Source organism: Ectothiorhodospiraceae bacterium BW-2 (genome assembly GCA_008375315.1).
Taxonomy (GTDB): domain Bacteria; phylum Pseudomonadota; class Gammaproteobacteria; order Thiohalomonadales; family Thiohalomonadaceae; genus BW-2.
Map to the genome: position 1 here is coordinate 1460456 of CP032507.1, position 16423 is coordinate 1476878.

General features: G+C 48.2%; 14 protein-coding genes. All 14 read right to left on the minus strand.

Annotated elements, in window-relative coordinates:
- Nucleotide 1: 1 nt before the first annotated feature.
- On the minus strand, nt 2-901 hold the full coding sequence (locus tag D5085_07000) for a DUF2887 domain-containing protein (GenBank protein QEP42892.1): 900 nt from the start codon (nt 899-901) through the stop codon (nt 2-4).
- Between the two features lie 90 nt (nt 902-991).
- Nucleotides 992-1879 (minus strand): DUF2887 domain-containing protein, encoded by an 888-nt coding sequence (locus tag D5085_07005; protein QEP42893.1) that lies wholly within the window; start codon nt 1877-1879, stop codon nt 992-994.
- A gap of 25 nt (nt 1880-1904) precedes the next feature.
- Nucleotides 1905-9632, minus strand: coding sequence for a hypothetical protein (locus tag D5085_07010; GenBank protein ID QEP42894.1), 7728 nt, complete (start codon nt 9630-9632; stop codon nt 1905-1907).
- Nucleotides 9633-9748: 116 nt separating this feature from the next.
- Nucleotides 9749-10102, minus strand: coding sequence for a hypothetical protein (locus tag D5085_07015; GenBank protein QEP42895.1), 354 nt, complete (start codon nt 10100-10102; stop codon nt 9749-9751).
- 101 nt (nt 10103-10203) lie between these two features.
- A complete protein-coding gene (locus D5085_07020; GenBank protein QEP42896.1) occupies nt 10204-10725 on the minus strand; it encodes a hypothetical protein in 522 nt (173 codons plus the stop codon).
- 36 nt (nt 10726-10761) lie between these two features.
- Complete coding sequence (locus tag D5085_07025; protein QEP42897.1) at nt 10762-11013, minus strand: hypothetical protein; 252 nt, start codon at nt 11011-11013, stop codon at nt 10762-10764.
- A gap of 22 nt (nt 11014-11035) precedes the next feature.
- The gene (locus D5085_07030; GenBank protein QEP45082.1) at nt 11036-11194 is read right to left on the minus strand and encodes a nucleotidyltransferase domain-containing protein; all 159 of its coding nucleotides are present in this window, start codon (nt 11192-11194) and stop codon (nt 11036-11038) included.
- A gap of 74 nt (nt 11195-11268) precedes the next feature.
- A complete protein-coding gene (locus tag D5085_07035) occupies nt 11269-11877 on the minus strand; it encodes a Uma2 family endonuclease (GenBank protein QEP42898.1) in 609 nt (202 codons plus the stop codon).
- A 4-nt stretch (nt 11878-11881) separates the two neighbouring features.
- Entirely contained in the window at nt 11882-12424 is a 543-nt protein-coding gene (locus D5085_07040) for a Uma2 family endonuclease (protein QEP42899.1), read from the minus strand.
- Nucleotides 12425-12622: 198 nt separating this feature from the next.
- A complete protein-coding gene (locus D5085_07045; GenBank protein ID QEP42900.1) occupies nt 12623-12805 on the minus strand; it encodes a nucleotidyltransferase domain-containing protein in 183 nt (60 codons plus the stop codon).
- A 34-nt stretch (nt 12806-12839) separates the two neighbouring features.
- Nucleotides 12840-13409, minus strand: a complete 570-nt coding sequence (locus D5085_07050; GenBank protein QEP42901.1) for a Uma2 family endonuclease — start codon at nt 13407-13409, stop codon at nt 12840-12842.
- 156 nt (nt 13410-13565) lie between these two features.
- Nucleotides 13566-14984: a hypothetical protein gene (locus tag D5085_07055; protein ID QEP42902.1), complete on the minus strand. Its 1419-nt coding sequence runs from the start codon at nt 14982-14984 to the stop codon at nt 13566-13568.
- A 24-nt stretch (nt 14985-15008) separates the two neighbouring features.
- The gene (locus tag D5085_07060; protein QEP42903.1) at nt 15009-15551 is read right to left on the minus strand and encodes a hypothetical protein; all 543 of its coding nucleotides are present in this window, start codon (nt 15549-15551) and stop codon (nt 15009-15011) included.
- Between the two features lie 17 nt (nt 15552-15568).
- On the minus strand, nt 15569-16309 hold the full coding sequence (locus D5085_07065; protein QEP42904.1) for a hypothetical protein: 741 nt from the start codon (nt 16307-16309) through the stop codon (nt 15569-15571).
- Nucleotides 16310-16423 lie beyond the last annotated feature (114 nt).

Below are 16423 nucleotides of genomic sequence, written 5' to 3' on the forward strand. Positions count from 1 at the left end.
CTTACTGTCGTTTCACCGCTAACCACTCGTTCAGCTCATCCAAGCTATTAAAATCGAGTAGTGATTGGGTGAGCTCTTTTAGCTGCTCGTAGCTTAGTGAGCTAATCTTCTGCTGCTGGTGCCCATCAAGGTCACCAAAACGGTGTTGAAGTAACAGGATAGAGGTATCGATTAACGCTTCAGTGCGGCCTTGGGAAAGCCCATCAGAACTCCCTTCATCATAAACCTCTTTATAGAAGCGGGTATGGCGTAGATCGGTTGTCGGTATCTGTAACATGGCTCGAATCTCCTCTCGGTCAAAGTCGGGTAATTTATAGATAAGCAGCGTTTCGACAAAGTCGATAGCGTCAATGCGGCTGATTTTAGGGGTTGGTTTAAAGTTTTGCAGTACTCCCTGAGATTGAACGGCTAATCGCTGCTGATCGGTCGTATCGACACTAAGCAGTGACAGCAGTTGCAAGATAAACAGCGTCTCGGCGCTGCGGTGCGTCGTCGATTCGGTCGTCGCCGGCGCTAAAATCTCCTCCAGGTAGAGCCGATGCAGCACGCCAGCCGTTTCAAAGGGTTGATAGACGCTATCCAGACCGGCATCAAAACGGCTGTCGGGGTAGATAACCACCGCCTGCCAGTGACCTTGGTATCGCTGCTGTTTGAAGCATAGCATAATCGAGGCAAACCAACGGGCGTAGAAGTCGCTATCGCGATAGAACTGGTTCTCCAAAAAGAGGAGCGGCGCATCGAGGCTATCGGGCGTGAGGATACCATCGAGTCGCATACTGGTCTGTTTGATCTCTTCGGCGTGGAGATGGTAGTGGCAGTCGGGCGCAGTTTGCCCGGTGAGCTCAAACAGTGCCTCTGGGCAGTGGCTAAAGAGGCGATAGAGGTAGTGATCGGTTTTCATTGCCGACGGTTATCACTCTTCGCGCCATAGCAGTAGAGGTCGGAAGCTATCATAGGGCTGTTTGATCTGTCTTCTCAGCCGCTTCGACCCTTACTGTCGTTTCACCGCTAACCACTCGTTCAGCTCATCCAAGCTATTAAAATCGAGTAGTGATTGGGTGAGCTCTCTTAGCTGCTCGTAGCTTAGTGAGCTAATCTTCTGCTGCTGGTGCCCATCAAGGTCACCAAAACGGTGTTGAAGTAACAGGATAGAGGTATCGATTAACGCTTCAGTGCGGCCATCAGAACTCCCTTCATCATAAACCTCTTTATAGAAGCGGGTATGGCGTAGATCGGTTGTCGGTATCTGTAACATGGCTCGAATCTCCTCTCGGTCAAAGTCGGGTAATTTATAGATAAGCAGCGTTTCGACAAAGTCGATAGCGTCAATGCGGCTGATTTTAGGGGTTGGTTTAAAGTTTTGCAGTACTCCCTGAGATTGAACGGCTAATCGCTGCTGATCGGTCGTATCGACACTAAGCAGTGACAGCAGTTGCAAGATAAACAGCGTCTCGGCGCTGCGGTGCGTCGTCGATTCGGTCGCCGCCGGCGCTAAAATCTCCTCCAGGTAGAGCCGATGCAGCACGCCAGCCGTTTCAAAGGGTTGATAGACGCTATCCAGACCGGCATCAAAACGGCTGTCGGGGTAGATAACCACCGCCTGCCAGTGACCTTGGTATCGCTGCTGTTTGAAGCATAGCATAATCGAGGCGAACCAACGGGCGTAGAAGTCGCTATCGCGATAGAACTGGTTCTCCAAAAAGAGGAGCGGCGCATCGAGGCTATCGGGCGTGAGGATACCATCGAGTCGCATACTGGTCTGTTTGACCTCTTCGGCGTGGAGATGGTAGTGGCAGTCGGGCGTAGTTTGCCCGGTGAGCTCAAACAGTGCCTCTGGGTAGTGGCTGAAGAGGCGATAGAGGTAATGGTCGGTTTTCACGCTGTTTTATAGCCGGATAACCGCCCTATCGCTCTTCTCTCCAGTAGTAGAAGCGATCGTCACCGCGGTAGATGCCGAAGGTGGCTGTGGCGGAGTCATAAATCAAATTGCCGTCATTATCCCAATCAAAACGGAGGTAATCTGGTCCAGTCAACGATAGGGTAGCTTCGCCAACAATACCTGCATCCTTTGGATCTAAGGTAATCACCTCTTGTGGGGTTACCCCTGCTTCAGCCGGAATTGACTCTTCAGGATCGAGAATTTTTAGATCTGACACAGCTCCATCAACAGAACAGGTAAAATCTGGTGTTGAATCACTATCTTTATCGGCGACAGAACAGCTTATACCGCCATTCACCGTAATAGTTGTTGTTGTATCGTCCTCATTAACTATCCAATTACCATCATTATCAAAATACTCTACATTAAAGAGCATCGATTGAGTCTCTGTTTCATTACCATAAGTATCACTTAATGTCGCACGGCCATAGCGTAGATTATTCCCGATAAGGTTGTCAAAGGTTAATGTTTGTGTTGCAGTAATAGTAGAGTAGCTCTTATCGGTTACGGTGAATGACCATGCTGGATCGATGTTAGCGACAAAGGGAACCACAGGCGATACAAGCGGCGTATACTCTACCTCTGCCGAAAGAAGCGTTGCTGTCGATATTCCAGCACTAAAAGGACCCGGTTGATACTCAGCACTCTCAAGCGTCCATGTATGACCATTATCCGTTCCCGTTAAAACAGCTAAGGCGATGGGAGCTGAGCCGCCGATCTTATCATCCCAGCTACCAGCGTAGTTAGTTGTTGTTGTCTCACCGAGAGCCGTAGCGGTTATGGTGAATTGTGGCAAACTCTCGAAACCGAAAGTTTCACCGACATAGGTAAACGGAGAGGATGAGGTTGTATGGGTATTTTCCAAAGCACCATGCCCTAAAATCGCTAGCTTAAAGGCGTAGGGAATAAACTGTAGAGAGCTTTCCACAACCAGCTCACCCGTGCCAAGGTAGTCGGGAACCGTCGCCATTAAATCAAATAGGCCAGACTCATTCCAATTAACATTTGCCGTCAAAGCACCCTCAGTATAGCTGCCACTGCCCATATTGAAAGTAGCTATCTGACTCTCATCAATTGGATTGGCGGTAGTGCTACTTACTGTAATTGTAAGCTCACCATCTTCTAACTCATTCGTCTCATAACCGAAGCGTAACTGGGGTGAACTCTCCTTACCAAATTGTGTGGCGGCAGTTCCATCTGCTAATAATGCGGTCAGCGTAACACCCCCCCCCTCACCTGCTTTATACGGGGTGGTGCCACTGCCGCTAAGGCTAAGTGAGTGTGGCTTGACAACAAATGCGTTCGATTCGCTGCCATTAATTGTTGTACCAAGATAGTCATAGTTTTTTACAAATAGCTTTATCTTACCAACATTATCATAACGAAAACTAAAGGGCGCATAACCCTCCGAATCGAAGTCAAAGGCGATATTATTATTAACATAAGCAGTAGAACCACTGTTATTAGCGTGAATAGTTTCACTATTACCACTATCAAAGGGAGCTGTTGGCGTTAACTCTAGCTCGCCTTGATTAGCGCTAAGCGTATCGGGGCAGGTCGCCGGTTCGATGCACTGATACCCCAGATCGATTTGATGCGTCCCCGACTCTAAACCACTCACACAGACGGCACTCCCAGAGGAGGCGTCACTTCTCACTACTCGTAGATAGAGATTATCTGTCGTCGCTAGCCCTCCAACTTGAGTGGCAATAGTGGTATTAGGCGGACTATTTTTGTCGGTAACAAACTGAATCAGTGTGTCACTAAATATTAACGCAGGATCCTTGGTAGAATCCTCCTGAGCATGACCATCGGTTACATCTAAATCTAGGGTGGCCTCCTGCCGTTGTTCAACTGCCACAGTAACGGTTGCGCTCCCCGCCAACATGGTGACACTAGCTGGCAGATTATCATCCAAAGTGCCATCGGTCGCTGTTGCGCTAATGGTAATGGGGGTATCTGTAGTGACAGGATAGAGTTCGAGTTCGCCACTGGCATCATAATCATAAGCGGTAATCATTACTGTAGCCGCTTCACAAGTCACACCGTTACCAGCATGGGATATTCCATAATGGTGCGGCCCTTGAGCACTAATCTCAAGATAACAGTCAAATGCACCTGCTGTTGTATCGTAACACTGAGTAGTGGGCAAGGTTTGAGCTTGTCCACCAATACCAATAGTTAGGGAATCGACTCTTAAATCAATCACCATACCCTCTGAGGCTGTCATAGCCCGACTCCCAGAGCCATCAATCAGGTTAAAAATGGCGCCCCCCCCATCATCCCAAGTCACCGTACCCGTAGAAGGGGTAGCAGATAGAGTCACGGAGAGGCTGTTTTGATAAGTAAGTAGATTGTCAGGACTACAGCTATCATCACCACAGAGCTTGACTGTAATCGTTTCAGGGTCATTAGGTGTCCCACTGCCATCGTGTTCGATACGGATATGATTGACTACAGGACATCCAAGTGCATCCAGAAGTTCCGCCTGCATGGATGCCGAATAAGTAAAATCGACCTCATCACCAATATCACTGCGTCCCTCTGAGAGTATAGCACCATGAAAATCAGTGCCAGCCCCTAAACTGACATTCGTATTATCATAAGGAGAATAGATAGCGCCAACAAAATCAGCACTACTATGCGATACAGTTTGTGCACCAAAACTAAAGGAAGCATTGCTATAGAGATAGATAGTCATATCCGAAAGGAGGCCAGAAGCATTCATTTTAGTATCGGAACCTATTTGGAAAAACCAGTTCACATAAATAGAAGTAGTATCACTACCAGACTTAGTGATAGAACTTGAAGCTCCGATGCTACCATCATTGATAAAGTGATTACCCGAAGTTAGGTTAATATTACTATTACTCCCAGCAGTTAATGTAGCGATAACAATATCACCACCTGTTGCATCAAAAGTCACTAACTCGGTTGTATTAATCGTAATAGTTCTGTAACTACCTGAGGTGACAGTAGCAGCACTGTTAATCGTTAAATCTGTGGTTCCGGTTGCAGGAAATTCCAAAGGAGAAAACGATGGAAAAATTTTATCAACAGTTGTAACACTACCGCTTGGTGTAGGGGTATTACCCGGTATTAGTGCAATATTATTTCCATTGATGGTGGCAACTCTAGGTTCAGAAGACCAATTTATAAATCCAGCTTCGGTAATAACACCATATTCAGATAATTGATAGTACTCTTCACAGCTCCCCGGCACATCAATAACATTAACTGTTAACTCATCTGAGCTACTGTCAGTAGCACTATTGCCGGCAGCGTCGGTTGCTGTTGCTACAACTTGGTATGTCCCATTGGCCAAATCGGTTTGCCCATTAAGATTGAGCGTCCAGTTACCACTACCATCGACAGTTAGCTCAGGACTAGACAGCGTAAATGGGCCTAAAATTGTACCGCTACTATCGGTAATGCTAATAGAGAGTTCGGTCACATCGTTATGGTCATAAGTGCCGGTTAGGCTAGGGGTTCGATTCGATGTTGTAAGAGGTTGAGGCGTAATCACAGGCGCGGCGACAATGGTATCAATTTTAATCGTTGTATTAACTGGGGTAGAGTTATTATTCGCCAGATCCGTTGCCACAAATTCAATAGTTCGCGTACCATCAGTGATAGTAGCTCCACTATGTTGATAGTTGATAGCTTGAATAATCGTCTGAATTTGTGTGGCTGTGAGCGTTATGGGAGCACCATTGCTATCTCTGCCACGAATCTCAAATTGTCCGGCACTGTTATTAGTGATAATCACATCAATACCACCAATCGTTGCATTGATAACTCCACTGCTTCCGTTTGCAGTTAAAGTTTGATTATCAAAAATCAAGTTTTCACCACTATCGAGAATACCACTGGTTATAATAGTCAGAACAGTAATCCCATTTACCTCAATAACAGTTGCTGCATCACCACTATCATCTAAACTAATAATATTATTCGGTTGATTCGTTAGTACGGAGTGGTCAGATGAGTCGGTCGAAGGGTCGAGATCAATCACGGGAGGGGTAGTATCGATGGTCAGCTCGTTAGTCGTGGTATCTGTTGCAAGGTTACCTGTAGCATCGGTTACAACGGCATCTACTTCATAGCTCACACCACTGGTTAATGCTGGCGCAGGAGTATCCTCACCATCGGGGTTAGTTGTTGCTAAGTTGAGTGACCAACTACCATCAGCATTAGGTACTACCGTATAGGTTTTGCTGTTGATAGTCACTTTCATTGTTTCACCGTCATTCAAACCACTCCCTGTCCCGGTGGTTCCGGTAATAGTGGGTGTGAGATTATTGGTATATAATTTATCAACTGTTGGAGCCGTAGGTGGCGTGGTATCGATGGTAATGGTTGACAAAGCAGGACCCGATTCATTACTAGCTGAGTCTATTACACGAAACTCAAAGGTGCGCTCTCCTTGCGTGGGTGTTACTGTATCATTTTGATAGCTGATAGCACTGATAACGGACTGTGCCTCTGCTACAGTGAAGCTACCACCACCATTCTTAGTAATAGTCATAGTATTACTATCATCATCAGCGATATCTATCGCTACAGTTACGGAGTCAATTGTAATGGAGAGATTACTTACATCACCTGATAACATATTAGCATTGAGCACTCCAGCAGCATCAGAGCCGAATAATACCTTTTCGTTAGTATTATCCGTAATTTTAGTTTGATCAATGGTTAGTGATATTGATGAGATTTGATCACTACTTTCGGTGATTATGGCTTGATCGTTCGGATTGTCGAGGCTGGTTGCTGTTGCTGGGGTGTTGGTTAATGTGGAGTAGTTAAGAGTATTGTTATCAGAATATGATAAATCAATAATTGCCGAAGTGACATCAACACTGAACATGGTAGTGTTGGTGGGTGCCGGATTTCCCGCTGCATCACTCACATTGGTCACGATGTCGTAGTTGCTGCCATCGGTGAGAGCTTGTAAATCGGTTGCCGATACTGTGAGAGTTGCACTGTTATCTGTGACAATAGCTATGTAGGTTTTACCATTGAGGGTTACAGTCACGGTTTGGTCATCCTCAACACCGTTTGTATTGATAGTGATAGTACCATTGTTGTCATCTTCGCTAGCGCTGAGACTATTACCCCAGCTAGAGATAACGCTGGTAATAGAAGGATTAGCCGTATCGACTATCAGCGAAAGGCTGTCACCGATCGCATTGGTATTCTCGGCAGCATCACTAAAGGTATTAGTTGCCACACTAATCTCACCATTAGCCGTGCTGTTCGCAGTGGGGGTAAATATGGCGGTATAGGTCGTACCGCTACCATTGAATCCAGACAATGTCCCGCCGGTAACGGTAATATCGTCTGCGGTAAAGTCAGTACTCGCTTCGCTTAGAGTGAAAGTGATGGTTGGTGTATCGCCATCCTGTAAGCTGCTGTCGGAGCTGGTGATGGCGATCGTTGGTCTTGCGGTGTCAACTGTCAGCGAAAGGCTGTCACCGATCGTATTGGTATTCTCGGCAGCATCACTAAAGGTATTAGTTGCCACACTAATCTCACCATTAGCCGTGCTGTTCGCAGTGGGGGTAAATGTGGCGGTATAGGTCGTACCGCTACCATTGAATCCAGACAATGTCCCGCCGGTAACGGTAATATCGTCTGCGGTAAAGTCAGTACTCGCTTCGCTTAGAGTGAAAGTGATGGTTGGTGTATCGCCATCCTGTAAGCTGCTGTCGGAGCTGGTGATGGCGATCGTTGGTCTTGCGGTGTCAACTGTCAGCGAAAGGCTGTCACCGATCGTATTGGTATTCTCGGCAGCATCACTAAAGGTATTAGTTGCCACACTAATCTCACCATTAGCCGTGCTGTTCGCAGTGGGGGTAAAGGTTGCGGTATAGATTGTACCACTACCACTGAAATTAGAGAGCGTACCGCCGGCGACGCTGATATCGCCTGTGGCAAAATTGGTACTAGCTTCGCTGAGGGTGAAGGTAAGGGTAGCGGTTTCACCGGCCATGAGAGAGGGTTTATCGCTGATTATTGATATTGTTGGTGGAGTAGTATCAATGGTAATGCTCAATGTTGCAGAATCAGGGCTGATGTTACCTGCCTGATCCGTAACAGTAGATTTGAAGGTATGTGTTCCATTGCTAAGGGGTGAGCTGGTTATATCAACATAACCATTCGTAATATTTGTAGCGGTTAATATTGCTGTACCAACAAGCGTAGTACCGTCATAAAGTTTAACAATATCACCAACAACAGGTGCACTACTTCCAGTCCCCTGAAGTCTGATCCGAATGGTTGGCGTATTGTCGCTGGTTAAATTATCGGTAGAGCTGGTACCTGTGTCGCTGCTCGCCAATAGATCAATAGTGGGTGCTGCTGGAGGGATTAAATCGGCAAAAGTCGCACTATCACTAAAATCGTGAATAATCGCCGGAGCGGTCGTAGAACTGGGAACACCAATTAACAGAATATTAAAAATTTCGCCAATGGATGCTGTAGTGCTGGTAGGAATCGTGATGGTCGTGCTGTTTGCGCCACTGGCTATAGAAGCGTAGCTGTCGATGTTTCCAGTGACTCCAGTATAGTCACTTCCTGCTGTTGCGGTACCATCCAAAGTCATATAGTTAATTTGTATCGCACTGCCAGCTTCATTGGTCGTTCTGCTCAAATTGACGGTTTCATTAGCCAAACTATAGTAACCGATGATTTTCAGGGTAAAAGTAGCAGAGGAACCTGGTGTAACGGTCAAATCATCGACATCTGTATAAGAGGAGAGAGATGAGTTAATCATACTATCGTTACCAATGACAACCAATGGAACATCGGTCGTACCAGATGGTAATATATCATTCGTAGTATTAGTAGTTTCGGTACCCGAGTTTCCGGAGGGCGGTTTAGTGGGTGTACCTATACAAGTCGAACTGCTCCAGTTTCCATCCGGCCAACAGCCGGTTCCATCAGGCACCTTTTGTACATTAAAGCTATTGGCACCATTAAATTCTGTGTCATAGGCAAAGGTACAACCACCATTACCCACATAACCCTTACTAGATATGCCATTAAAATCATCCATATCATCGGTTAAATGATAATCGACAATATCGCCCTGTTTGTCGTACAAAACAAGTTCCATTCCGTGAGATGTATTACCTTGATCCGCATTCACATCCAGATAGCACTTGGGGATTTGACCGCTATCTCCATAGAGCACAATCCATGCGTTGCCGGAGTTTTCTGCATTACTATACTTTAAAGCTGGTTCATAGATGATCTCAGGATTAGTTCCTGTCGCACCATTGCTGCCAGTGCCATAACCGACTACCGGATTACCGGAATAACATCTTGGTTTGTCACTGTCATCTTCTACTTGCGGATATACCGCACAGACCGTCATTGTGTAATCCTGAAACTTTTGACTAGATACTATCGACATATCTAGTGCACGAAGCTCCACAAAGACATCATGTGTATAGCTATAATCGCAGGATTGATTGTGGTGATTAATTTCATTAATTACTATTTTACCAATATCGGATGAACAGCCAGCAACAGCCTCTGTCGGCATCATTAAAAATATCGACACGAAAGCGGCTAACCCAAAGAGAAAGGAACTGAAAGTATATTGGTTTGATGAACTCATTGGTTTCATTATCTGGTACCTTGGTGGATTAATAGCATTATTTTCGTGATGACAGGCTAACGCCATAGTAAACACCTTGTGAAAGAGAGTAATGTATAATTAGGGTCAGAGTAACATTAAACACATCAGACAGTTTCATAATTTCATAACCCCCCCACACAACCTATTTCTATCTTTTACTATCACAACAACCTAACCGCCGCCACGACTACCCCACCCGCAAACGCAATAAAACTGCTCAACCACATAAACTGGCGATCATGACGACAACTTAGCTCTCTCATTTCGTTTTTAAAGCCATTACACTGCTCTTCAAACCGTTTATCCACCTGCTCAAAACGCCTCTCCATTTGAGCAAAACCCTGCTGCATCAACTCCCGCTGATGCTTTAGCTCCTCTTCAACCCGTATCGTACGCTCTCTCAGCTCCAATTCATAGCGCAAATTAGCACTGGCACTTAGATCACTATTTGGCTGCGCCAGCGCCTGCTGAATCATCTGCCCTATCTCTGCTCTATCTTCTGCCACCAGTGCCATCACTATTCTCCCGAAACAGACCGGTTATCGCTACAATAACTGTTGCTTAAGCCAATAAATAACTGGAAGCAGAATAATGGAGCTAGTTAACCACATACTCTTTAATGCTCACCAGAATGGTTGTCAGGTGAAGTCAATAGTACAGCCAAAGTCTGCTGTAATTTTTGTAACTCCTCTTTTGAGAGTCCTTTAATCCGCTCCTCCGCCGCCAAACCTTGTAACCGCTCCTCTGCGCTGAGTGAGGCCAAAATTTTCGGGATCTCTTCCCGGTTAAAATCTTCCAGCGTAAAGCTCATGCTCGGGTTCTCCTGAATATAGTAGTGCAGTAGTTGATAGACGATAGTACTGATTTTGCTGTCACTCAATCTACACTGCCTGTAACCGTAACGCACCCTCTCCGCACGATTACTAAAAAGGTGCCAAAAAGCGTTGTGTGGCTGTTCGGCAATCTCTGTGGTCACAATAATACGAATAGGATTGCTACTCCAATACAGATTATAGACCCCTGGTTGCGCTGTTGCCGATATTTGTCCGCCAAGTTGTTTTGTCAATTGCTGTGGATAGCGGGTATTCACTGCATAGAGTTGAAAATCGCTCTCCGGTAACAATGTATTGCCACTCATCTGTTTGCGATAGCTGACATAGTGCCCAATCAGCTCCTACAGCGTCCAGAGGGTTAGCGGTTCCCGGTGCGATTTGTAGCTGAGTAGTGAATAGCTATGGTTAAGGCTCAAACCATCTGGCAGTTTGCTCTCGTGAGGGGATAGTGGCGAGCGGTGGATGATTAACACATCCAAAAATTGTTGCTGCAGCGACATATCAGGCTCAAGCTGCACTTCACAATCCAGCCGCAGCTGGCGCTGCAACAGATCACTTAACAACAAGCCAAAAATCCGATGCCAGGGCTGCATGGTCTTTACCGCTCTAAAACAACTATTCTAGCTCTATAGCAACTGTTGCTTCATCGATTGCTAGGTTATTGCTCATTTGCCACAACGCAACCGGTGCAATGGAGCGTGGTGTAAGGATAGCCAGATCCCAATCACTGTCGCTACGCGCACTGCCATCAGCACGACTACCAAACAGATAAATTGCCTGTCATTGTGGGACTATAGATTGCAGCCGACTAGAAATCTGTTGTAGTTGAGCCATTGTGACTTCGCAGATCATTTTTTATTTACCACGATTGAATTAGGTGCGTCACTCACCACAAACCCCGCAACCTCAATAGCAGACTCCGGCAGCGCAACCGGCGCAATCTGACCCGCAGCATATCGTTCTATCTGTCGGTAACTTTTCAGCGCGCTATCGACTTCACGGTAACACTCTAACTGCGCCGCCTCCAGATTGACAATCCACACCTCACTCACCCCATGTTGGGCATAGAGCGGCAGTTTCACTTCGCGGTCATAGCGCAGGGTTGAGTCGGCGACCTCGATTAATAATAGAACATCGGCAGCCGTGGGGTGAGCATGGCTATAAAAATCGTCGCGATAGCGCAGCAGCATTAGATCGGGTTCCGGTTCCGAGTGGGCGCCCAGAGACAAGGGATTTTGTACCGTGACGACACCTTGCAGCACAACAGACTGAAAAAAATGGCGCGCCAAGCGATTCACCACGCCAGCATGAGAGCTACCAATCGGTGCCATATCAAAAATCTCTCCCTCAATCAGTTCAACCCGATCCTCACGGCGCAAGATTCCGGCTGCGGCCATCTGGTAGTAATCCACCACACTCAGGCGGTGATGGGTCGGTTGTTGCTGGATCATATTCATCGCACTACTGCCAAACGCTACTAAAATCGAATGTAAACGCACACTTTGAGAGTTCAATCGGCTGGCTCTCCGCGTAAAAATCGCCAATCTTACGATACTCGCCGTCAATTAAGCGGTAGAGCTTGGTTCGTTTTGCTTCTGGAGCAACAATCGCGTAATAGCTTACCCCTTCGCGTTCATAGAGCTGCAATTTGGTTGACTCATCACGGTTAGCGGTTGTTTTAGAGAGAATTTCGACAATTAACTCCGGTGCGCGGGTAATGCGCTCTCCCTCTGGCGTATGGCAGATCACAATCAGGTCGGGGCGCACCACGGTATCCTCGCTAAATTCGACATCGATCTCATAGAGCACCTGACAGTGTGGGCAACTATCCAACAGTCGCCGTAGCTGAAACGCGATATTCATCGCCACGCGCTGATGCCGGAATCCCGGCGAAGGTGCCATCGCCAGCGGAATGCCGTCAATTAGCTCCCAATCGCCCTGCCAGTGGCGATAATCTTCCAACCGGTAGCGCTCCACAATCAGCTCTAGTGCTAATCCTCTCATTTCGATCCCGCTGGTTTCCCATCATTTATGCCACTTGTTCCGTTTGTCCACAGATTCATAATAGGACTCCGCGCAATTTTCTTTGTGCTAGATGCGTTTGCCATGCCAAATTATCTCAAATTGCAATATAGTTGATGCTTGATTAAGGTGAATCAGGTCAACATCACCGTCCAAATCGATTGCTAGGTTATTGCTCATTTACCACAACGCAACCGGTGCAATGGAGCGTGGTGTAAGGATAGCCAGATCCCAATCACTGTCGCTACGCGCACTGCCATCAGCACGACTACCAAACAGATAAATTGCCTGTAATTGTGGGACTATAGATTGCAGCCGACTAGAAATCTGTTGTAGTTGAGCCATTGTGACTTCGCAGATCATTTTTTATTTACCACGATTGAACTAGGTGCGTCACTCACCACAACCCCGCAACCTCAATAGCAGACTCCGGCAGCGCAACCGGCGCAATCTGACCCGCAGCATATCGTTCTATCTGTCGGTAACTTTTCAGCGTGCTATCGACTTCACGGTAACACTCTAACTGCGCCGCCTCCAGATTGATAATCCACACCTCACTTACCCCATGTTGGGCATAGAGCGGCAGCTTCACTTCGCGCTCATAGCGCAGGGTTGAGTCGGCGACCTCGATTAATAACAGCACATCGGCAGCCGTGGGGTGAGCGTGGCTATAAAAATCGTCGCGATAGCGCAGTAGCATTAGATCGGGTTCCGGTTCCGAGTGGGCGTCCAGACGCAGCGGGTCTTGCACGGTCACGATATACCGGTTAGCCGCCACTCCTGAAAATAGGTAGTTCAACCGCTTCACCATGCCTGCATGAGAGCTACCAATCGGTGCCATCTCGAAAATCTCCCCCTCAAGCAACTCAACTCTCTCATTAGGTTGCAAGATACCATTTATCGCCATTTGATAGTAGTCACCCACACTCAATAGATGCCGAGTAGGGCTTATGACAGCTCTCTCCATCTTCTCGCTCCTTTACAATTTAACTGTAACTGTCGGTTAATTTTCGGGTTTTTTCGATAGACTCATGTACCATCTGGTTACGCAGTTGTCGCACCGTTAGCCACTCATCAGCCAATTGCAGCAAACCTAACACCGCCATAAGCTTGCGAAAAGCGGCTACCGAATCACCGCCCGAGCACTCTCCTTCAACTCGACACTGCGCTGAATCGCCCCAATCGGATCGAGATAGAGGGTTGAGTGCTGCTCACTGCCATTAAGCTCTAGGGTGAAGGTGCGGGCGATATAGTCGGGGTGGAGCCCCTTGACCAAAAAACTCTTCTCCCCCGGTAATAGAGCCATTCTAAGAGGTGGCGTAAAGGCAACATCACTACTAACTACCTGATTTTGAATTGATCCAATTAAGCTATCTACCTGAATTTGTAATGATTGTCGAATACGCACATCCTGAAAACCGAGCATAAATATCTCCTGTAGCTGCTCATTACTTAATAGATAGGGCTCAACCCCTTTAAATAGCAGCTCCGGACTCTCTAAAGGGTACTCACTTAAACTGTTACGCACCTCAAAGGTAAGCAGTTGATAGTTCGGGTTAAACTCTGCCACCTTATTTGGCAACTCACTCCAATCGGCAAAGAAAGTGACCATACTCTCCCCCTCTTCGACGGCTGGATTGTGGTTAGCGAGCAGATTGTCGATAAACTGCTGCGTGTGTTGCCCCACTAGCGCCGCCGTGCGTAGATAGCTCCCTTGATCGAGTGGCAGGTTATCGGTTACCCGACAGAAATCGTTGGCCATCGCCGGTGGGGGTTCCACATTAATCGCCGCCACAGCGCCGGGGTAGCGGGGAGTGACCGTCACCGGATAGATCTTGATGACAGCGAGATAGCGATTACCCTGATCGCGTGGAAAGGCCTGCTGGACAGTGGGCTTTTTGACCATGGAGGCGGGGGTCGGTGGCGTTAAGATCGCCTCATAGGGATCGACCTTATAGAGCCCCGAAATATGCTGTCCTAGTGCAGAGCCGCCGGCATGGCGGGGGTTATGATCAATGACTGCCGGATCAAACGGCTCTTCGCGCTCGTAATAGTTAATGCCGCGCACCTCAAACTCCCCCAGCGAATTACACTGCCAGTAGTGTTCGTTTAACTGCGGATTAAAGACCCAAGTGCGGCCAATATGGCGCGTAACCACCGCCTGAATGCCGCTTTCGCGCATCACCGCCCCAAAGCTGATACCGTCACGATTGTCGACAAATGCCTGTTCGACAACAGCCTCGGTACGACGCCCCTGTGGTAGATGGACTTGCCACTGCTGACTTAGCCTATTTTGCTCAATCGCTGTCACCGGAGCTGCCCCCCCTTGTGCAACCGCTAGCTGAGGCCCTAGCTGCGGCTGCGGTGTGCCGGTCTGGGTGATCGCCACCACAGGAGCCGACGCGGGCGGCGGCACGACCGCTGCCTGCTCCCCCATCCCTGGGGCGGGGGAGTGAGTCATCATCGTCAAACAGCCGCTATTTAGTAGCACTATAGAGAGCATACCCATTAATTTACAGGAGGTTGCGTTAGGGTGGTTCATCGTTCTGACCTCAAATTGACACAGTTAGCAGCAGCCACTTTTCCACTGATATTGGCCGGTTGCTGGACGACAGTGACTCTGTGGCCCGCAGCCATCGGCAGCCGGACTAGTCACCGCTGGCGTTGGCATTGGCGTGGTTGTCACTCTCGGTGCACAGGGCGGCGCACTACAGTTAACCCCCTGCACGGCGGTGACGGGGGCGCAGGCGGTCACTGAGCGATAGCTAGGGATAGTGCTAACGCTGTTATAACAGCCGTGGGTCGAGTAGCTACCACTGCCGCTTTGGCAGCGATTATTCGCCGGTCCCTTGTAGCTAACTAGCGGCTGCGAGGGCTGCCCTGGTAGGCCACACCCCGTCGCCTGACGCAATTGCCCTACCGGAGTCACTAGTGAGCTAACCGGTACTGAGGCTGTGGCCGCCGGCACCGCCAGCGTCGGGGTGGCAATTGTCGCAATCGTACCATCGGGAAACGGCTGCTTCTGTGGGACCAGACAGCCGCTGACGCTAAGCGCGGCGACAACGACTGTTAGCGGTAGTGCGGCACTAAAAGGGGGATAACTAGACATCATTTAACTCCGATAACTTAACGGCTAACGCCGTAACGGCGGTTAGGAGTGAGGTTATTCTCCACCATAAACGCTTCGACATCGTTAATATACATCGACGAATCGTTCAAATAGAACTGAAACGGTCTGGAGGAGGACATCAAAATCCGCCGCCCCTTCACCAAGCGGGTGGTAATGACCACCTCTGTCACTTCCGGTGGGGTACAGCAGCCATTTTTATGCACCACAATTTGGGAGGCGTAGGCAATTTTAATCGTCGCCACCGAGCGGCTATTCGAGGCCACAATCCCCCCCTGATCGACTAAATGGGCAATTAAAAAATCTTGGTAGGCGTGTAAAAAAGGGGGCGATGCACCATCGACCGGCTCTAGATAGACCGGATCGACCTCCGGATCGATCGCTGCTAAAATATCACTAGCCGCCCGCTTAGCGATGGCACTCCACTGTCGAGTAGAGGTAATTAACATCTGCTCACTATCGATCATCTGCTCGGCGATGAGCGACTCTTCTACCACGCCCCCCATAACATCGTTGATTGTCGGCAGAGGCGTCTGTGGTTGTAGCGGTTGCAGCTCCGGCGTCTGATTCAGCGGCACCGGAGTGAGGGTAATTTCGCTCGAATTTTGTGGCACGGGTGCCGGATAGATCACACTCTCTTCCGGTGTGACCGTCGTCGGCATCAGGGTACCGCTCTGCAGCGGTAGCGCTGTGGTGCTGAGCATCAGCACAGCAGCAGTGGTGGTGTATCTCTGTCTCATCGGTTCTACCCTGTTAAGATTTATCATTAAATTAAGTCACTAATCACTCACTCGTATAGTCAAACTTTTGACAGGCCTACCCTGTAAAAGCAACAAGCGTGCCACTTAAAACCA